Origin of the sequence: Streptomyces sp. NPDC057438 (assembly GCF_042802995.1) — a bacterium.
GTDB lineage: Bacteria > Actinomycetota > Actinomycetes > Streptomycetales > Streptomycetaceae > Streptomyces.
Window position 1 is genome coordinate 73,334 of sequence record NZ_JBHVDD010000031.1, and the last position, 18,752, is coordinate 92,085.

The 18,752-nt window shown below is 72.9% G+C and carries 18 protein-coding genes; 13 read left to right on the forward strand and 5 right to left on the reverse strand.

The window, feature by feature from the left end; translation table 11 throughout:
- Nucleotides 1–14: 14 nt before the first annotated feature.
- The 5 genes from ACFU5F_RS19265 to ACFU5F_RS19285 all read left to right on the forward strand — a co-directional run bounded on the left by ACFU5F_RS19265 (nt 15) and on the right by ACFU5F_RS19285 (nt 6,687).
- Nucleotides 15–974: a cobalamin biosynthesis protein gene (locus tag ACFU5F_RS19265; RefSeq protein WP_383888443.1), complete on the forward strand. Its 960-nt coding sequence runs from the start codon at nt 15–17 to the stop codon at nt 972–974.
- A complete protein-coding gene (locus ACFU5F_RS19270; RefSeq protein ID WP_383888446.1) occupies nt 971–2,488 on the forward strand; it encodes a cobyric acid synthase in 1,518 nt (505 codons plus the stop codon). Before ACFU5F_RS19265 ends, ACFU5F_RS19270 begins: the two co-directional genes overlap by 4 nt.
- A gap of 163 nt (nt 2,489–2,651) precedes the next feature.
- A complete protein-coding gene (locus ACFU5F_RS19275) occupies nt 2,652–4,715 on the forward strand; it encodes a putative cobaltochelatase (RefSeq protein ID WP_383888449.1) in 2,064 nt (687 codons plus the stop codon).
- A complete protein-coding gene (gene cobO, locus ACFU5F_RS19280; RefSeq protein WP_383888452.1) occupies nt 4,716–5,315 on the forward strand; it encodes a cob(I)yrinic acid a,c-diamide adenosyltransferase in 600 nt (199 codons plus the stop codon).
- 4 nt (nt 5,316–5,319) lie between these two features.
- Nucleotides 5,320–6,687: a cobyrinate a,c-diamide synthase gene (locus ACFU5F_RS19285; RefSeq protein ID WP_383888454.1), complete on the forward strand. Its 1,368-nt coding sequence runs from the start codon at nt 5,320–5,322 to the stop codon at nt 6,685–6,687.
- Nucleotides 6,688–6,731: 44 nt separating this feature from the next.
- Here the strand turns inward: ACFU5F_RS19285 and ACFU5F_RS19290 are convergent, their stop codons facing one another.
- Nucleotides 6,732–7,460 (reverse strand): ZIP family metal transporter, encoded by a 729-nt coding sequence (locus ACFU5F_RS19290; RefSeq protein WP_383888457.1) that lies wholly within the window; start codon nt 7,458–7,460, stop codon nt 6,732–6,734.
- Between the two features lie 106 nt (nt 7,461–7,566).
- Here ACFU5F_RS19290 and ACFU5F_RS19295 point away from each other — a divergent pair, with 106 nt between their 5' ends.
- The 3 genes from ACFU5F_RS19295 to cobC are packed head-to-tail and all read left to right on the forward strand — an operon-like array spanning nt 7,567 to nt 10,161.
- Entirely contained in the window at nt 7,567–8,136 is a 570-nt protein-coding gene (locus ACFU5F_RS19295) for a cobalamin biosynthesis protein (protein WP_383888459.1), read from the forward strand.
- The gene (locus ACFU5F_RS19300) at nt 8,133–9,074 is read left to right on the forward strand and encodes a sirohydrochlorin chelatase (protein WP_383888462.1); all 942 of its coding nucleotides are present in this window, start codon (nt 8,133–8,135) and stop codon (nt 9,072–9,074) included. Before ACFU5F_RS19295 ends, ACFU5F_RS19300 begins: the two co-directional genes overlap by 4 nt.
- Nucleotides 9,064–10,161: an Rv2231c family pyridoxal phosphate-dependent protein CobC gene (gene cobC / locus ACFU5F_RS19305; protein ID WP_383888464.1), complete on the forward strand. Its 1,098-nt coding sequence runs from the start codon at nt 9,064–9,066 to the stop codon at nt 10,159–10,161. The genes ACFU5F_RS19300 and cobC overlap by 11 nt, the downstream gene beginning before the upstream one ends.
- A 31-nt stretch (nt 10,162–10,192) precedes the next feature.
- On the opposite strand, the gene ACFU5F_RS19310 is transcribed toward cobC, so the two are convergent.
- The 4 genes from ACFU5F_RS19310 to ACFU5F_RS19325 form a co-directional block, all read right to left on the reverse strand.
- On the reverse strand, nt 10,193–11,284 hold the full coding sequence (locus tag ACFU5F_RS19310) for an amidohydrolase family protein (protein ID WP_383888467.1): 1,092 nt from the start codon (nt 11,282–11,284) through the stop codon (nt 10,193–10,195).
- 73 nt (nt 11,285–11,357) lie between these two features.
- A complete protein-coding gene (locus ACFU5F_RS19315; RefSeq protein ID WP_383888470.1) occupies nt 11,358–12,137 on the reverse strand; it encodes an amino acid ABC transporter ATP-binding protein in 780 nt (259 codons plus the stop codon).
- The gene (locus ACFU5F_RS19320; RefSeq protein ID WP_383888487.1) at nt 12,134–12,967 is read right to left on the reverse strand and encodes an amino acid ABC transporter permease; all 834 of its coding nucleotides are present in this window, start codon (nt 12,965–12,967) and stop codon (nt 12,134–12,136) included. The genes ACFU5F_RS19315 and ACFU5F_RS19320 overlap by 4 nt, the downstream gene beginning before the upstream one ends.
- Before the next feature lie 2 nt (nt 12,968–12,969).
- Complete coding sequence (locus ACFU5F_RS19325; protein ID WP_383888473.1) at nt 12,970–13,821, reverse strand: ABC transporter substrate-binding protein; 852 nt, start codon at nt 13,819–13,821, stop codon at nt 12,970–12,972.
- 173 nt (nt 13,822–13,994) lie between these two features.
- Between ACFU5F_RS19325 and ACFU5F_RS19330 the strand changes: the two genes are divergently transcribed.
- From ACFU5F_RS19330 to thpD, 5 genes are all read left to right on the forward strand, one after another.
- Entirely contained in the window at nt 13,995–15,101 is a 1,107-nt protein-coding gene (locus ACFU5F_RS19330; protein ID WP_383888476.1) for a pyridoxal-phosphate-dependent aminotransferase family protein, read from the forward strand.
- A 343-nt stretch (nt 15,102–15,444) separates the two neighbouring features.
- On the forward strand, nt 15,445–15,996 hold the full coding sequence (gene ectA / locus ACFU5F_RS19335; RefSeq protein WP_383888479.1) for a diaminobutyrate acetyltransferase: 552 nt from the start codon (nt 15,445–15,447) through the stop codon (nt 15,994–15,996).
- Between the two features lie 59 nt (nt 15,997–16,055).
- Entirely contained in the window at nt 16,056–17,327 is a 1,272-nt protein-coding gene (gene ectB, locus ACFU5F_RS19340) for a diaminobutyrate--2-oxoglutarate transaminase (RefSeq protein ID WP_383888482.1), read from the forward strand.
- Between the two features lie 54 nt (nt 17,328–17,381).
- Nucleotides 17,382–17,780, forward strand: a complete 399-nt coding sequence (locus ACFU5F_RS19345) for an ectoine synthase (RefSeq protein ID WP_275459336.1) — start codon at nt 17,382–17,384, stop codon at nt 17,778–17,780.
- 5 nt (nt 17,781–17,785) lie between these two features.
- The gene (gene thpD, locus ACFU5F_RS19350; protein WP_383888484.1) at nt 17,786–18,682 is read left to right on the forward strand and encodes an ectoine hydroxylase; all 897 of its coding nucleotides are present in this window, start codon (nt 17,786–17,788) and stop codon (nt 18,680–18,682) included.
- The last annotated feature ends 70 nt before the right edge of the window (nt 18,683–18,752 follow it).

The following is an 18,752-nucleotide window of genomic DNA, read 5'->3' on the forward strand; positions in this document are numbered from 1 at the left end:
GAACGGCTGAACGGGTGCGTGCCGACCGCGTCTTCGCGTACGGCGCCGCCGCCGGCCTCCTCGGTGATCTGCTGCTCGGCGATCCGCGCCGGGGGCATCCGGTCGCCGCGTTCGGCCGGGCCGCCGGGGCCGTGGAGCGGGTGCTGTGGCGGGACCACCGCGGGTGGGGCGCGCTGCACACCGTGGTGTGCGCGGGCGGCGCCGTCGCCCTGGGAACCGTCGCCGCGGCCGCCGTACGGCCGTCGAGGGCCGCCTCCGTCGCCCTGACCGCCACCGCCACCTGGGCCGTCGTCGGGGGGACCTCGCTCGGGCGGGAGGCGCGGGCGATCGGACGGTTCCTCGACGCGGGCGATGTCGCGGGCGCGCGGGCACGGTTGCCCCATCTGTGCGGACGGGACCCCCAGGCACTGGACGCGGACGGGATCGCGCGGGCCGTCGTGGAGTCCGTCGCCGAGAACACCTCCGACGCGGTGGTCGGGGCGCTCGTGTGGGGGGCCGTCGGCGGCGTGCCGGGACTCCTGGGGTTCCGGGCCGTCAACACGTTGGACGCCATGGTCGGGCACCGCTCACGGCGGTACCGGCGCTACGGCTGGGCCTCCGCGCGGCTGGACGACGTCGTGGGGTGGCCGGGAGCCCGGCTGACGGCCGTGCTGGCCGCGGCCTGCGGTGGGGACGCGCGGGGTGCCGTACGGGCCTGGCGGGCCGATGCGGGGAGGCATCCGAGTCCCAACGCGGGGCCGGTGGAGGCGTCGTTCGCGGGGGCGCTCGGAGTGCGCCTGGGGGGCACGTTGTCGTACGGAGGGCGGGTCGAGCACCGGCCCGTGCTCAATGGGGAGGGACGGGCCGTCGTGGTGGGGGACGTCGAGCGGGCCGTCCGGCTGTCCCGGCGGGTGAGTTGGCTCGCCCTGGGCGTCAGCGCGGGTGCGGCGGTGCTGCGGAGAAGGGTCACGGACCGGTGGGGGAATCAGGGATGAGTGGCGGGTTGCTGGTCGCCGGGACCACCTCCGATGCCGGGAAGAGCGTGGTCACCGCCGGGATCTGCCGGTGGCTCGTGCGACAGGGCGTCAAGGTCGCGCCCTTCAAGGCGCAGAACATGTCGCTCAACTCCTTCGTGACGAAGGAGGGCGCGGAGATCGGACGGGCCCAGGCCATGCAGGCGCAGGCCTGCCGGGTGGAGCCCACCGCGCTCATGAACCCGGTGCTGCTGAAGCCCGGGGGCGAGCGCAGCAGCCAGGTCGTGCTGCTGGGCAGGCCCGTGGGCGAGATGAGCGCGCGCGGCTATCACGGCGGGCGGCAACAGCGGCTGCTCGGGACGGTGCTGGACTGTCTCGCCGAGTTGCGGGGCACGTATGACGCGGTGATCTGTGAGGGGGCCGGTTCCCCCGCCGAGATCAATCTCCGGCGGACCGACATCGTCAACATGGGGATCGCCCGGAACGCCGGGCTCCCCGTGCTCGTCGTCGGCGACATCGACCGCGGCGGGGTCTTCGCGTCCTTCTTCGGGACCGTGGCGCTGCTCTCGCCCGAGGACCAGGCCCTCGTCGCCGGGTTCCTCGTCAACAAGTTCCGGGGGGACGCCTCCCTGCTGGAGCCGGGGCTCGACATGCTGCACGGGCTCACCGGGCGGCGGACGTACGGCGTGCTGCCGTTCCGGCACGGGCTCGGGATCGACGAGGAGGACGGGCTGCGCGTCTCGCTGCGCGGGACGGTCCGGGAGTCGAACGTGGCGCCGCCCGTCGGGGAGGACGTGCTGCGGGTCGCGGTGTGCGCGGTGCCGCTGATGTCCAACTTCACCGACGTGGACGCGCTCGCCGCCGAACCCGGCGTCGTGGTCCGGTTCGTGGACCGGGCCGAGGAACTGGCCGACGCCGACCTCGTCGTCGTGCCGGGGACCCGGGGGACGGTGCGGGCGCTGGAGTGGCTGCGGGAGCGCGGGCTCGCCGACGCGTTGCTGCGCCGGGCCGCCGAGGGGCGGCCGGTGCTCGGGATCTGCGGCGGCTTCCAGGTGCTCGGCGAGCACATCGAGGACGAGGTCGAGAGCCGGCGGGGGCACGTCCCGGCGCTCGGGGTGCTGCCCGTCCGGGTGCGGTTCGCCCCGGACAAGACGCTCACACGGCCCGCCGGGCAGGCCCTCGGTGAGCGGGTCGAGGGGTACGAGATCCATCACGGGGTCGCCGAGGTCCTGGGCGGGGAGCCGTTCCTGGACGGGTGCCGCGTCGGACAGACCTGGGGCACGCACTGGCACGGGTCGCTGGAGTCGGACGGCTTCCGGCGGGCCTTCCTGCGCGAGGTGGCGGCCGCCTCGGGGCGACGGTTCGTACCGGCCCCCGACACGTCGTTCGCGGCGCTGCGCGAGGAGCAGCTGGACCGGCTCGGCGATCTGATCGAGGAGCACGCGGACACGGACGCGCTGTGGCGGCTCATCGAGTCGGGGGCACCGGCCGCGCTGCCGTTCGTGCCGCCGGGGGCTCCGGGGGTGCCCGGATGAGGGCGCCGGGTCGTCCCCGCCAGGAGAGGGAACTTCGTCTGCCGGCCGGTGGGGCTTCTCGCGCAGTTCCCCGCGCCCCTGAAAAGCAGCGGCTACGCCCCGTGCTTCTCGTCCCGCCGGTCCGCACTCGTCTCATTCATTCACCCGTAGGAGGGACCACCGCGTGAGCACGCACTTCCCCTTCACCGCCGTCGTCGGGCAGGGCGACCTGCAACTCGCCCTGCTCCTCAACGCGATCTCACCGCGCATCGGCGGTGTGCTCGTGCGGGGCGAGAAGGGCACCGCGAAGAGCACCGCCGTGCGGGCGCTCGCGGCGCTGCTGCCGCAGGTGGAGGTCGTCGTCGGGTGCCGGTTCTCGTGCGATCCGGCGGAGCCGGACCCCGCGTGCCCGGACGGACCGCACGAGCCCGCGTCCCAGACGCGGCCGGCCCGTATGGTCGAGCTGCCCGTCGGCGCCTCCGAGGACCGGCTCGTCGGCGCCCTCGACATCGAACGGGCGCTGTCCGAGGGCGTGAAGGCCTTCGAGCCCGGCCTGCTCGCCGACGCGCACCGGGGCATCCTCTACGTCGACGAGGTCAACCTGCTCCACGACCACCTCGTCGACCTGCTGCTCGACGCGGCCGCGATGGGCGCCTCGTACGTGGAGCGCGAAGGCGTCTCCGTACGGCATGCCGCGCGGTTCCTGCTCGTCGGGACGATGAACCCCGAGGAGGGCGAGCTGCGGCCGCAGCTGCTCGACCGGTTCGGGCTGACCGTGGAGGTCACGGCCTCGCGGGAGCCGGACCAGCGGGTGGAGGTCGTACGGCGGCGGCTCGCCTACGACGACGACCCGGCGGGGTTCGCGGCCCGTTGGGCGGCCGAGGAGGCCGAGGTACGGCAACGGGTCGTCGCGGCAAGGGAGTTGCTGCCGTCCGTGGTGCTGGGCGACGGGGTGCTGCGGCAGATCGCGGCGACCTGCGCGGCCTTCGAGGTGGACGGGATGCGCGCCGACATCGTGATGGCCCGCACGGCCACCGCGCTGGCCGCCTGGGCCGGGCGGACCGAGGTGCTCGCGGAGGATGTGCGGCAGGCGGCGCTGCTGGCGCTGCCGCACCGGCGGCGGCGGAACCCGTTCGACGCGCCGGGGCTCGACGAGGACAAGCTCGACGAGACGCTGGAGGAGTTCGCGGAGCCCCCGGCGGACTCGGACGGCTCCGACGGCTCGCCGGACGACGATCCCGACCCCGGTCCGGACGGGCCCGGTGGCGGCGGTCAGCCGCCCGCTCCGGAGCCCGAGGGGCCGCGGGGCGGCGACGGAGGAGCACGGCCCGAGTCCGGCGAGGGTGTGCCGGCGCAGGCTCCGGCCGCCGAGGAGCAGTCGGCCGTACGGGCCGCCGAGCCGTTCCGTACGAAGGTGCTGAGCGTGCCGGGGCTCGGTGAGGGTGCCGCCGGGCGGCGCTCGCGGGCGCGGACCGAGCACGGGCGCACCACCGGGGCGCGTCGGCCGCGCGGCACGCTGACCAAGCTGCACCTGGCGGCGACCGTGCAGGCGGCGGCGCCGCACCAGCGGACCCGGGGCCGGTCCGGGCCAGGGCTGGTGGTCCGCCGGGACGATCTGCGCCAGGCGGCCCGGGAGGGCCGTGAGGGCAACCTCGTGCTGTTCGTGGTCGATGCCTCCGGGTCGATGGCGGCGCGGCAGCGGATGAGCGCCGTGAAGGGCGCGGTGCTGTCGCTGCTCCTGGACGCCTACCAGCGGCGGGACAAGGTGGGTCTGGTGACCTTCCGGGGGTCGGCCGCCGAGGTGGCACTGCCGCCGACCTCGTCCGTGGACGCGGCGGCGACCCGGCTGGAGTCACTGCCGACGGGCGGGCGGACACCGCTCGCGGCCGGGCTGCTGAAGGCGCACGACGTGCTGCGGGTGGAGCGGCTGCGGGATCCGGCGCGCCGGCCGCTGGTCGTGGTGGTGACCGACGGCCGGGCGACCGGCGGCCCGGAGCCCGTCGCGCTCGCGGGGCGGGCGGCACGGCTGTTCGCGGCCGAGGGCACCGCGTCCGTGGTCGTCGACTGCGAGTCGGGCCATGTCCGGCTGGGGCTCGCCGGGCAGCTGGCGGGTGAACTGGGCGGTACGGCGGTGACGTTGGACGAGCTGCGGGCGGACTCCATCGCCGGGCTGGTCAGGGATGTGCGGGGCGCGCAGCGCCCGCAGGGGACGCAGGGCACACAGAAATCTTCGAGGAGGGCCGCGTAGATGCCGCAGGGACAGCCGAGTGTCGTGCCGGACGACGGACTGACGACCCGTCAGCGTCGCAACCGTCCGCTGGTGTTCGTGCACACGGGGATCGGGAAGGGCAAGTCCACCGCCGCCTTCGGGCTGGCGCTGCGGGCCTGGAACCAGGGGTGGCCGATCGGGGTGTTCCAGTTCGTCAAGTCGGCGAAGTGGAAGGTCGGCGAGGAGAACGCGCTGCGGGTGCTCGGGGCGTCCGGCGAGGGCGGGTCCGTCGACTGGCACAAGATGGGCGAGGGCTGGTCGTGGGTGCAGCGCGACGGTCAGATGGACAACGAGGAGAAGGCTCGCGAGGGCTGGGAGCAGGTCAAGCGGGACCTGGCGGCCGAGACGTACAAGCTGTACGTGCTGGACGAGTTCGCGTATCCGCTGCACTGGGGGTGGATCGACACCGACGAGGTCGTCGAGGTGCTGCGCAACCGGCCCGGGACCCAGCATGTGGTGATCACCGGCCGGAACGCGCCCGGGAAGCTCGTGGACTTCGCGGACCTCGTGACCGACATGTCGAAGGTCAAGCACCCCATGGACGCGGGCCAGAAGGGTCAGCGGGGCATCGAGTGGTGACGACGTGACCTCCTTCGCTCCGACGGTTTCCGTCCCCCGGCTGGTGATCGCCGCGCCGTCCTCGCGCAGCGGCAAGACCACCGTGGCGACGGGGCTGATGGCCGCGCTCACCGAGCGGGGGCTCACCGTGTCCCCGCACAAGGTGGGGCCGGACTACATCGACCCCGGGTACCACGCGCTCGCGAGCGGGCGGGTGGGCCGGAACCTCGACGCGTACCTGTGCGGACCGGACCTGGTCGCGCCGCTGTTCGCGCACGGGGCTCACGGGTGCGACATCGCCGTCGTCGAGGGCGTGATGGGGATGTACGACGGCGCCTCGGGGCAGGGGGAGCTGGCGTCCACCGCGCATGTGGCGAAGCTGCTGCGGGCGCCGGTCGTGCTGGTCGTGGACGCCTCCTCGCAGTCGCGGTCGGTGGCGGCTCTGGTCCACGGGTTCGCCTCCTGGGATCCCGAGGTGCGGATCGGGGGCGTGATCCTCAACAAGGTCGCCTCCGACCGGCACGAGGAACTGCTGCGGGACGCCCTGGAGTCGACCGGGGTGCCGGTGCTGGGCGTGCTGCGGCGGGCGCCCCAGGTGGACACGCCGTCCCGGCATCTGGGGCTGGTGCCGGTCGCCGAGCGGCAGGCGGCCGCGGTGGAGGCGGTCGCGGCGATGGCCGCGCAGGTACGGGCGGGGTGCGATCTGGAGGCGCTGGTCGCGCTCGCCCGGAGCGCCGGGGTGCTGTCGGGTGCGGCGTGGGAGCCGCCCGTCGTCCAACCCGTGGGCGGGCGCGCGGTGGTCGCCGTGGCCGGCGGTCCCGCGTTCACGTTCTCCTACGCCGAGCACACCGAGCTGCTGACCGCTGCGGGGGCCGAGGTCGTCGTCTTCGATCCGCTGCGCGACGAGCGACTTCCGGAGGGGACACGCGGGCTGGTGATCGGGGGCGGGTTCCCCGAGATGTACGCGGCCGAGCTGTCGGCGAACGAGCCGCTGCGCAAGGCGGTCGCCGAGCTGGCGTTCGGCGGGGCTCCGGTGGCCGCCGAGTGCGCCGGACTGCTCTACCTGTGCCGGGAGCTGGACGGGCGGCCCATGTGCGGGGTGCTCGACGCGACCGCCCGGATGGACGAGCGGCTGACGCTCGGCTACCGGGACGCCGTGGCCGTCGGCGACAGTGTGCTCGCGCCCGCCGGGACCCGGATGCGCGCCCACGAGTTCCACCGCACGGTCGTGGAGCCGGGGGCCGGACCGGCGCCCGCCTGGGGGATACGGACTCCCGGGCCGCGGGTGGAGGGGTTCGTCCAGCGGGGGGTGCACGCGAGCTATCTGCACACCCACTGGGCGGCCGGGCCCGGCGTCGCCGCGCGGTTCGTGGAGAGATGCCGGACGTCATGAACGCTCGCCCGGCCGGCGCCGCGCACTGCTCGGCCTCCCGCCCCTCACTCGGCGATGCCCACCACCAGCCAGATGAAGGCCGCCCCGGCGATCGTGCACAGCAGGGTGGAGCGGGCCGGGTGCGCGTGGTGGGCCTCGGGCAGGATCTCGGCGGCGGCGAGATAGAGCAACGCGCCGCCGAAGAAGCCGAGATAGCAGCCGAGGGGGCCCTCCGGGATCGTGAACAGCAGGGTGGAGGCGGCCCCCAGCACCGGGGCCACGGCGTCGGCGAACAGCATCGCGAGCGCCCGGCGGCGGGCGTTGCCGTACAGGCTCGTGAGCGTGTAGGTGTTGAAGCCGTCCGCGAAGTCGTGGGCGATGACCGCGAGCGCGACCGCGGCGCCCATGCCCTCGCCGATCTGGAAGGCGGCGCCGATCGCGACGCCGTCCATGGCGCTGTGCCCGACCATCGCGGCCGCGGCCGTCAGACCCACCTGCGGCGTACGGCCGTTGTGCTCCTCGGCCCCGTGCGCGGCCTGGCGTGCGGCCAGCAGACGCTCCACGAGGTGGGCCAGGAGGAAACCGGCGACGAACAGCAGCAGCGCGGCCGGTACGCCGAAGACCTCGTCACCGGCGGCCTCCAGGGCCTCGGGGAGCAGGTCGAGGCCGACCACGCCCAGCATCAGGCCGCCGGCCAGGCCCAGCACCAGATGACGGCGGTCCGTCACCCGTTGTGCCGTCCAGCCGCCGACCAGCGTCATCAGGAACGCGCCGAGTGCCACGAAGACCGCCATGCGTCCTTGCTACCGGATGAACGGGGTCTCCCGGCCGCGGCGCCCCGGACGGGTGAGGAGCGGCCCGAACGGCGGGGCCTCCTTCTCTTCCCCGCGGGGCGCGGCCGTGGCTGACCAGGCGCCCGGCCGCCTCGTCGTGGGGGTGGGCGCCTCCCGGGGCGTGCCGGTGGCGGAGGTCGTCGGCCTGATCGAGGACGTGCTGCGGGAGGCCGGACTCCCGTCCGGGGCGGTCGCCGTCCTCGCCACGGTGGACACCAAGGCCGGCGAACCCGGTGTCGTCCGGGCCGCCGCGCGGTTCGGCGTGCCGCTCGTGACGTACTCGGCGCGGGAGTTGGCCGCGGTCGAGGTGCCCCACCCCTCCGAGCTTCCCCTCGCGGCCCTGGGAACCCCGTCCGTCGCGGAGGCCGCCGCGCTCGTGGGCGGGGGCGAACTCCTCGTGCCCAAGCGGAAGTCGGTTCCGGCGGACGGCCGGCCGGCGAGGGTCACCTGTGCCGTCGCGTCGGCCGGTGCGGGCGCTCCGGGGAACCCTGGTGGCGCCGGGCCCGCCGCCGGTCGGCATGATGATCATCGTGCGCTGGTCGCCCCCGCTCCAGTCGCAGCCCCATCCGCGTCCGCAGCCCCATCCGCATCCGCATCCGCATCCGCATCCGCATCCGCATCCGAGGAGACATCGTGACCACCCCGCCGCCCGCCCTGCTCGTCGCCGGTGAAGACCCCCGGGACGAGGCCGGGGCCGAGGCGTTCCGCGGCTTACTGCGTGAACTGGGGCGCCGTCACCCCGGGCTGCCCGTCGGGGGCGGCTTCGCCGGGCCGTCCCGGCTTTCACCGGGCACGAGCGTGGACGAGCTGGTGGACCGTGGGGTACGGCGGTTCGTCGTGGTCCCGCTGACGTCGGAGCGCACCGCGCGGGCCGGCCACGACACGGCGGCGGCGCTGGCCCTCGCTCAGGAGCGGCATCCGGGGACCGTGTTCACGTGCGGCCGGCCGCCGGGCCCGTGCCCGGCCCTGCTGGACCTCCTGGAGCGGCGGGCGGAGGAGGCGTTGGCGTCGGCCACGCCCCGGACGCCGGGCGACCGGGCCGAGGTGACCGTGCTCCTCGTGGGGCACGGTTCCACCGACGCCGGGGCCAACGCCGAGGTGCACCGGGCGGCCCGCCTGTTGTGGGAGGGGCGCGGATACGGGGGCGTGGAGACGGCGTTCGTGTCGCTGGCGGCACCGGACGTGCCGAGCGGCCTCGACCGGTGCGTACGGCTGGGGGCGCGGCGCGTCGTCGTGCTGCCGTACTTCCCCCTCACCGGCGGACCGGCGGACCGGGCGCGGATGCAGACCGAGGGCTGGGCTGCCGCCCGCCCGGAGATCGGGGTACGGTCGGCCGATGTCATCGGACCGGAGCCGGAGCTGCTCGACCTGCTCGTGAAACGGTACCGGGAGGCGCTGGAGGGCGACCCGCACATGCACCGCGCACCCCGCGAACCCTCCGTCCACGACGCCGTCCCGTCAGGCGCCGGGAACATCACCGGGCTGCCGCGGCAGCCACGCGTCCAGCCCGACGAGGACGGGCACCACGGCCACGATCATCACCCCCGGGGACACGCGAACTCCCATGCACACTGAATCCGGCACCGAGAACGGACGCCTCCCCCGGCACACGGGGCACGACCTGCGGCATCACGGCGACGCCGAGGTACGGGACGACGGGGCGCGACTGGTCGACCTCGCCGTGAACGTCCGGGCCGGCACCCCGCCCGCCTGGCTGCGGGAGCGGATAGCCGGGTCGCTGACCGGGCTGGCCGCCTACCCCGACGGGCGGACGGCCCGCGAAGCGGTGGCGGCCCGGCACGGGCTGCCGGCGGACCGGGTGCTGCTCACGGCGGGCGCCGCCGAGGCGTTCGTGCTGCTCGCCCGCGCCCTGGAGGTCCGCCGCCCCGTGGTCGTGCACCCGCAGTTCACGGAGCCGGAGGCCGCGCTGCGGGACGCCGGGCACACCGTGGACCGGGTGCTGCTGCGGGCGTCGGACGGCTTCCGGCTCGACCCGGCGGCCGTGCCCGAGGACGCGGACCTGGTCGTCATCGGCAACCCGACGAACCCGACGTCGGTGCTGCACCCGGCGGAGGCCGTCGCCCGACTGGCCCGGCCGGGGCGGACGTTGGTGGTCGACGAGGCGTTCATGGACGCGGTGCCCGGTGAGCGTGAGGCGCTCGCCGGGCGGACGGACGTGCCCGGCCTCGTCGTACTGCGCAGCCTCACCAAGACCTGGGGCCTGGCCGGCCTGCGGATCGGCTATGTCCTCGCGGCCCCCGGCACGATCGACGAGCTGCAGCGCGCCCAGCCCCTGTGGCCGGTCTCGACCCCCGCCCTCGCGGCGGCCGAGGCGTGCGTGTCGGACCGGGCGCTCGCGGAGGCCGCCGACGCGGCCGGCCGGATCACCGCGGACCGGGACCATCTGGTCGCCGGGCTCCGGGAGTTCGCCCCCGACGGGCTCGTCGTGGCCGAGCCCGCCGAGGGCCCCTTCGTCCTGGTCCGGCTGCCCCGCGCGAGCGCCGTACGGCGGCATCTGCGCAGCCTCGGGTATGCCGTCCGGCGCGGCGACACCTTCCCGGGGCTGGACGAGGAGTGGCTGCGCCTGGCGGTCCGCGACCGGGTCACGGTCAACGGTTTCCTCCAGGCGCTGGACCGGGCGATGACCCTGGCCGACCGCTGACGGCAGGGCCCCGCCCGACGGCCGGAGGGCCCTACCCGAGCACCTGTCCGTTCAGGACCACCCTGGACGGTGCCGCCAGGACGCGCACGTCCTGGCGGGGGTCCTCCGCGTAGACCACCAGGTCGGCAGGGGCGCCCTCGGTGAGGCCGGGGCGGGCCAGCCAGTCGCGGGCGGCCCAGGTGGTGGCCGCGAGCGCCTCCACGGGCGGGATCCCGGCGGTGACCAGTTCCGCGACCTCGGCGGCGACCAGGCCGTGGGCGAGGGAGCCGCCGGCGTCGGTGCCGACGTAGACGGGGATGCCGGCGTCGTAGGCGTCGCGGACCGTGTCGTAGCGGCGCTCGTGGAGGCGGCGCATATGGGCGGACCAGCGCGGGAACTTGGCCTCGCCGCCGTCCGCCATGGACGGGAACGTGGCGATGTTGACGAGGGTGGGGACGATCGCGACCCCGCGGGCGGCGAAGAGCGGGATCAGGTCCGCGGTCAGCCCCGTCGCGTGCTCGACGCAGTCGATGCCCGCCTCGACGAGGTCGCGCAGGGAGTCCTCCGCGAAGCAGTGGGCGGTGACCCGGGCGCCCAGGAGGTGCGCCTCCGCGATGGCGGCCTCGACGGCCTCGCGGGGCCAGCACGGGGCCAGGTCGCCGACGCCCCGGTCGATCCAGTCCCCCACCAGCTTCACCCAGCCGTCCCCGCGCCGGGCCTCCTGGGCGACGTACGCGACGAGTTGGTCCGGCTCGATCTCGTGGGCGAAGTTGCGGATGTAGCGGCGGGTGCGGGCGATGTGGCGGCCGGCCCGGATGATCTTCGGGAGGTCGTCGCGGTCGTCGGTCCAGCGGGTGTCGGAGGGCGAGCCCGCGTCGCGGATCAGCAGGGTGCCGGCCTCGCGGTCGGTGAGGGCCTGCTTCTCGGCGACGTCCTGCGGGACCGGACCGTGGGGGCCGAGGCCGACGTGGCAGTGGGCGTCGACCAGGCCGGGGAGGGCCCAGCCCTCGACGGTACGGATGTCGCCCGCGGCGAGGGGACGGTCGTAGGAGACACGGCCGTCGATGACCCAGAGTTCGTCGCGGACGTCCTCCGGGCCCGCGAGGATCCGGCCTTTCACGTGCAGCACCGGCAGATCGTTCATGCCCCGCACGATAGTTCTTCGGGTGCGGGTCCCGCGTGGCCGGTCGTGCCCACGCAGCGGAGCCCCGCGCCCCTCATGGGGTTGTGTCGCCGTCCTCCTCGACGTCCGCCATCGCCGGGTCCAGCAGGCGCGACAGGAAGTGGCGGGTGCGCTCGTTCCGCGGGCTGCCGATGACCTGGGACGGGGTGCCGTCCTCGACGATCACGCCGCCGTCCATGAAGACCACCCGGTCGGCGACCTCCCGCGCGAACGTCATCTCGTGCGTCACGACCATCATGGTCATGCCCTCCCGGGCGAGCATGCGCATCACGGCCAGGACGTCCCCCACCAGCTCCGGGTCCAGGGCCGACGTCGGCTCGTCGAAGAGCATCACCTCGGGGCCCATCGACAGCGCGCGGGCGATCGCGACCCGCTGCTGCTGGCCGCCGGAGAGGGAGGCCGGGTAGGCGTCCGCCTTCTCGGACAGGCCCACGCGCTCCAGGTTCTCGGCGGCCACCTTCGCCGCCTTCGCCTTGTCGCGCCTGAGGACCCGGCGCTGCGGCAGGGTGAGGTTCTCGGTCACCGTGAGGTGCGGGAAGAGGTTGAACTGCTGGAAGACCATGCCGATGCGGCGGCGTACGGCGTCGATGTCGACGTCGGGGTCCGTGAGTTCGGTGCCGCCGACGAAGACCTGGCCCCCGGTGGGTTCCTCCAGGAGGTTCACACACCTGAGCAGGGTCGACTTGCCCGATCCCGACGGGCCGATCACGCAGACGACCTCGCCCCGGGCGATCTCCAGGTCGATGCCCCTGAGGACCTCGTTGTCGCCGAACGACTTGTGCAGGGCGCGTACTTCGATCTCGGGCCGGTTCATTTCACGGCCTCCTGGGCCTTCGCCTCCATACGGCGCACGACGAAGCCGAGCGGGATGGTCACCAGCAGGTAGCACAGGCCGGCGACCAGGATCGGCGTGGAGTTGGCGGTGGTGCTGGCGAGGTCCCGGCCGTACTTGGACAGTTCGCGCTCCTCCAGCGTGACACCGAGGAACAGCACGAGCGAGGAGTCCTTGAACAGGAGCACCAGTTCGTTGGTGAGCGGCGGCAGGATGATCCGGAACGCCTGCGGGACGATGATCGAGACCATCGCCCGCGCGGGCGAGAAGCCCAGCGAACGGGCCGCCTCCAGCTGCCCCTTGGGGACCGCCTGGATGCCCGCGCGGATCGTCTCCGCCATGTACGCGGCGGCCACCAGACCGAGCGCGAGCGCCACCTTGCCGTAGGTGCCGCCGGGGATCTCCGTGCCGGGAAAGGCCAGGGGCACGGCGACACCGATGAAGATGAAGATCAGCAGGGCGGGCAGGCCCCGGAAGATCTCGATGTACACACCGGCGAACCAGCGGTACGGGCCCACCGACGACAGCCGCATCAGCGCGATGACCATGCCGAGGACGAGCCCGAACACGAAGCCGGACAGCGTGTACAGCACGGTGTTCTTCAGGGCCAGCGTGATGACGTCGGGGAACATCTGCTCGGCGATGTCCCACTGGGCGAACTGGTTCTTCAGCCGGGCCCAGTCGGCGGACGCCGCGAAGGCGATGACGGCGGCGACGAAGACGACGTACTGCGCGCCCCGGGACAGGGCGCGCTTTCGGCTCCGGCTGAGGCCCTTGCGTTTCGGCTGGAGCGGCGTGTCGGGGTCGGTCACGCTCATGAGGCGGACGGGGCGGCGGAGGCGGCGCTCTCGTCGTACGGGCCGATCCACTGCTCGTAGAGCTTCTTGTAGGTGCCGTCGGACTTGGCCTTCGCCAGCGCCTTGTCGATCGCGGCGAGGAGCTTGGTGTTGCCCTTCTTCACGGTGAAGCCGTACTGCTCACCGGTGTTGATCTGCTCGGCGACCGCGAAGGCGTCGGCGTTCGCCTTGTCCTTCAGCCAGCCCTGGACGACCGGGTAGTCGATGATCACGGCGTCGACCTGCCGGGTGCGCAGGCCGTTGAGGACGGCGTCGGAGGACTCGAAGGAGACGGAGTCGATGCCCTTGCTCTTGGCGTAGTCCTCGCCGGTGGTCTGCGCCTGGGTGCCGACCTTCTTGCCCTTGAGGTCCGCGAAGGAGGCGATGCCGGCCTTCTTGTCGGCCAGGACGGCCTGGGTGGCCTCGAAGTAGGGGTCGGAGAAGTCGACGTTCTTCTTGCGCTCGTCGGTGATCGTCATACCGGCCGCGGCGAGGTCGCACTCCCCGGAGTTGAGGAAGGCGCCCGTCTTGAAGTTCTCGAAGGGGGTGTCGAGGATCTCCTGCTTCACGTCCAGGTCCTGGGCGACGAGGTCGATCAGGGACACGTCGAAGCCCTGCACCTTGCCGTCGATCTCCGACTGGAACGGCGGGTACGGCAGGTGCGTGCAGGTCGTGAGCTGACCGGCCTTCACCAGCTCGACCCCGCCGGCCGCGGTCTTGGTGGCGCCGCTGCCGCCGTCGTCCGAGCCGCAGCCGGCCACGAGCAGCAGACCGGCCGCGGCGGTGGTGGCGGCCAGGGTGCGGGTCCGGCGTCCGAGGACCGAGTTCACGGGGAGACCTCCTGTGGGGGACTTGAGACAACCGATTATAAGGAGATGTTTGACTTTCCCAAACCAATCCGATGGCCATCGAGCCGCTTGACCTCGGATATCGCCGGTGAGGGGCCTGGGGGCGCCGTCGGTACCCTCGACACCATCTACCCCATCGGTGAAGAGAGCACCCCGTGACACACCCGTTTCTGGATCTGGCCCCGCTGAGCGCGGCGCACTTCGCGTCGATCGAGGACCGGGTGGCCCGGCTGCTCTCCACCACCCAGGACGTCGTGATCACCCAGGGCGAGGCGCTGCTGCCGCTGGAGGGCGCGATCCGCGGGGCCGCCGGGCCCGGCACGACCGCACTGAACGTGATCACCGGTCCGTACGGGCAGACCTTCGGGAACTGGCTGCGGGACTGCGGGGCGACCGTGATCGACCTGACGGTGCCCTTCCACACGGCGGTGACGGCCGGGCAGATCCGGGAGGCCTTCGCCGCGCACCCGGCGATCGACTTCGTCTCGCTGGTCCACGCGGAGGCGGCGACCGGCAACACCAACCCCGTGGCGGAGATCGGGGAGGCCGTCCGCGCGCACGGCGCACTCTTCTACCTGGACGCGGTGGCCTCCGTCGGCGCCGAGCCGGTGCTGCCGGACGCGTGGGGTGTCGACCTGTGCGTCATCGGGGCGCAGAAGGCCATGGGCGGGCCGGCCGGGGTGTCGGCGATCTCCGTGAGCGAGCGGGCGTGGGCGCGGATGGCGGCCAACCCGCGGGCCCCGCGCCGCTCGTACCTCTCCCTGCTGGACTGGAAGGAGCGCTGGATCGACGGTGGGCGCCGCGCGCTCCTGCACGCGCCGGCCCAGCTGGAGATGCTGGCACTGGAGGCCTGCCTGGAGCGCATCGAGAAGGAGGGGCTCGACGCGGTGATGTCCCGGCACGCGTCGGCGGCCGCGGCGACCCGGGCGGGGGCGCTCGCGCTGGGCGGGGGCCTTCGGCCGTACGTCCACGAGGCGGCCGACGCTGCGCCGGTCGCCACGACCCTGCGGTCGCCCTCCGGCGTCGACGCGGCGGAGCTGGTCGCCGAGGCACTGGCCGTGGACCCCGCCCTGCCGCTGGCCGCGGGCGGCGGCGCCCTGGCCTCGGAGATGATCCGCGTGCACCACTACGGCCCCGACGCGAACCCGGAGGTCGTGGACGCGTGTCTCGCGGCCCTGGGAACGGCACTGGCCGGGCGCGGCGGAACGGCCGATCCGGAAGCGGCCCGTCGCGCGGCGGCGGAGACCTGGGCGCGGGCGTAGGCACCAGGAGGCCCGCCGAAGTAATTTCCCCACTCTTTTCCACACAATAGAATTCACGAATTCAGCGGGTAGGGTCCCGTATTCTTCTGCCCGCTGATCCCTTCCCTAAACGCAAAGATTTCGCGAACGCCACGGGGCGCAATTCGAGCAGATCATGTGAGGGTCGCACACGTGTGACCGACTCCACAACGCGCCCTTTTCGTCCGGTAATTTCCGGACGAAAACCTACAGAACCACCTCGCCCCGGTACGGCACTCACGCCCGCGTGATAACACGCGTCCGGCGCATACGTAACCCCGCGGGGCGATGCAATTCGAAATTTCGCTGGGTAAATTCAAGCCGTATGACTGCCGCACAAGCAGACCTGCACACCCAGCCCCTGGAAGCCCCTCGGGAAATCGCGGAAGGGATTCGGATCGACCGCCCGGACGTGGCGGACGGCGCTGCGCTGTGGCGCATCGCCGGCGACTCCGGAACCCTGGACCTGAACTCCTCCTACAGCTATCTGCTGTGGTGCCGGGACTTCGCGGACACCTCGGCCGTGGCGCGGGACGAGTCCGGGGAGCCGGTCGGGTTCGTGACCGGGTACGTGCGGCCCGGCCGGCCGGACACCCTGCTGGTGTGGCAGGTGGCCGTCGACGAGGCGCACCGGGGGCTCGGCCTCGCGGGGGCGCTGCTGGACGGGCTCACCGAACGGGTCGCGCGACGGCACCCCCTGACCACCGTCGAGACCACCATCACGCCGGGCAACACCGCGTCCGAGCGCCTGTTCGCCGCGTACGCCGCACGTCATGGCGCGGAGATCGAGCGCACGGTGCTGTTCGAGACGGCGGACTTCCCGGACGGCCCGCACGCGCCCGAGATGCTCCACCGCATCGGCCCCCTCTCCCTCTGAGCACCACCCGCACTCCCCCTCCCCTCACTCCCTCCCCACGCATCGAGGAGCGATTCGACGTGACCATCACCCAGCCCGACCTGAGCGTCTTCGAGACCCTGGAGTCCGAGGTGCGCAGCTACTGCCGCGGCTGGCCCACCGTCTTCGACCGCGCGCAGGGCAGCCGGATGTTCGACGAGGACGGCCACACCTACCTGGACTTCTTCGCCGGCGCCGGGTCACTCAACTACGGCCACAACAACCCCGTACTCAAACGCGCGCTCATCGACTATCTGGAGCGGGACGGCGTCACCCACGGGCTCGACATGTCGACGACCGCCAAGCGGACCTTCCTGGAGTCCTTCCAGAACCTGGTGCTGCGGCCGCGCGATCTGCCGTACAAGGTGATGTTCCCGGGCCCGACGGGCACCAACGCGGTGGAGTCGGCGCTGAAACTGGCGCGGAAGGTGAAGGGCCGGGAGTCGGTCGTGTCCTTCACCAACGCCTTCCACGGCATGTCGCTCGGCTCGCTCGCCGTCACCGGCAACGCCTTCAAGCGGGCCGGGGCGGGGATCCCGCTGGTGCACGGCACCCCGATGCCGTTCGACAACTACTTCGACGGCACCGTCGAGGACTTCCTCTGGTTCGAGCGGCTGCTGGAGGACCAGGGCTCCGGGCTCAACAAGCCCGCCGCGGTGATCGTGGAGACCGTGCAGGGCGAGGGCGGCATCAACGTCGCCCGCCCCGAGTGGCTGCGCGCGCTCGCCGAGCTGTGCGAGCGGCAGGACATGCTGCTCATCGTCGACGACATCCAGATGGGCTGCGGCCGTACGGGCGCCTTCTTCTCGTTCGAGGAGGCGGGCATCACCCCGGACATCGTCACCGTCTCGAAGTCCATCAGCGGCTACGGGCTGCCGATGTCGCTCTGCCTGTTCAAGCCGGAGCTGGACATCTGGGAGCCGGGTGAGCACAACGGCACGTTCCGCGGCAACAACCCCGCGTTCGTGACGGCGACGGCCGCCCTGGAGGCGTACTGGGCCGACGGCTCCGCCATGGAGAAGCAGACCCGCAAGCGCGGTGAGCAGGTCGAGCAGGCGTTCATCTCCATCACGGAGGAGAACCTGGCCGACGTGAAGGAGTACCGGGGCCGCGGCCTGGTGTGGGGCCTGGAGTTCCACGAGAAGGAGCGCGCGGGACGGGTCGCCAAGCGGGCGTTCGAACTCGGGCTGCTGATCGAGACGTCCGGCCCGGAGAGCGAGGTCGTCAAGCTGCTGCCCGCCCTCACCATCACCCCCGAGGAGCTGGACGAGGGCCTGCGCGTCCTCGCCCGCGCCGTACGGGAAACCGTCTGATCCGTTCCGTACGGAAACCATCCGACAAAGCTGAGAAGGAGGCCTGGAACCACCGTGATCGTCCGTTCTTTCAAGGACCTGGAAGGCACCGACCGGCACGTCAAAGCGGCGTCCGGCACGTGGGAGAGCAAACGCATCGTCCTCGCCAGGGAGAAGGTCGGCTTCTCCCTGCACGAGACGGTCCTCTACGCCGGCACGGAGACGTCGATGTGGTACGCGAACCACGTCGAGGCCGTGGTGTGCGTCGAGGGCGAGGCCGAGCTGACCGACGACGAGACCGGGCGGACGTACACGATCACGCCCGGGACCATGTACCTCCTCGACGGGCACGAGCGGCACACCATGCGGATCAAGGAGGACTTCCGCTGTCTCTGCGTGTTCAACCCGCCCGTGACCGGCCGGGAGGACCACGACGAGAACGGCGTCTATCCCCTGCTGACGGAGGAGGGCTGACCACCATGACCACCATGACCACACGCACCGATCTCTACCCGACCCGCGGCGCCACCGAGGTGTCGGTCCCGCGTCAGGACCCGGTCGTCTGGGGCTCCCCCGCCACGCCCGGCCCGGTCTCCCTCGCCGAACTCCAGGCGTACGAGCGCGACGGCTTCCTGCCCGTCGAGCAGCTCATCGCACCGGACGAGGTGGCCGTGTACCGGCAGGAGCTGGAGCGGCTCGTCGCCGATCCGGCGATCCGCGCCGACGAGCGTTCGATCGTCGAGCCGCAGTCGCAGGAGATCCGCTCGGTCTTCGAGGTGCACCGGATCAGCGAGCTGTTCGCCCAGCTGGTGCGCGACGAGCGGGTCGTCGGACGGGCCCGGCAGATCCTCGGCTCGGACGTCTACGTCCACCAGTCGCGGATCAACGTCAAGCCGGGGTTCGGCGCGTCCGGTTTCTACTGGCACTCCGACTTCGAGACCTGGCACGCCGAGGACGGTCTGCCGAACATGCGGACCGTGTCCGTCTCGATCGCGCTGACCGAGAACCATGACACCAACGGCGGTCTGATGATCATGCCGGGGTCGCACCGGACGTTCCTCGGCTGCGCGGGCGCCACCCCGAAGGACAACTACAAGAAGTCGCTGCAGATGCAGGACGCCGGCACCCCGTCCGACGAGGCGCTGACGGCCATGGCCTCCGAGTACGGCATCAAGCTGTTCACGGGCAAGGCCGGTTCGGCGACCTGGTTCGACTGCAACTGCATGCACGGCTCCGGCGACAACATCACGCCGTTCCCGCGCAGCAACGTCTTCATCGTCTTCAACAGCGTGGAGAACACGGCCGTCGAGCCCTTCGCGGCGCCGATCCGGCGTCCGGAGTTCATCGGCGCGCGGGACTTCACCCCGGTGCGCTGAGCACCGGGTCCGGGCCCGTGCGGTGACCTCACCGTCACCCGGGCCGGGCCGGGCGGCCGCTGCCCCCGAG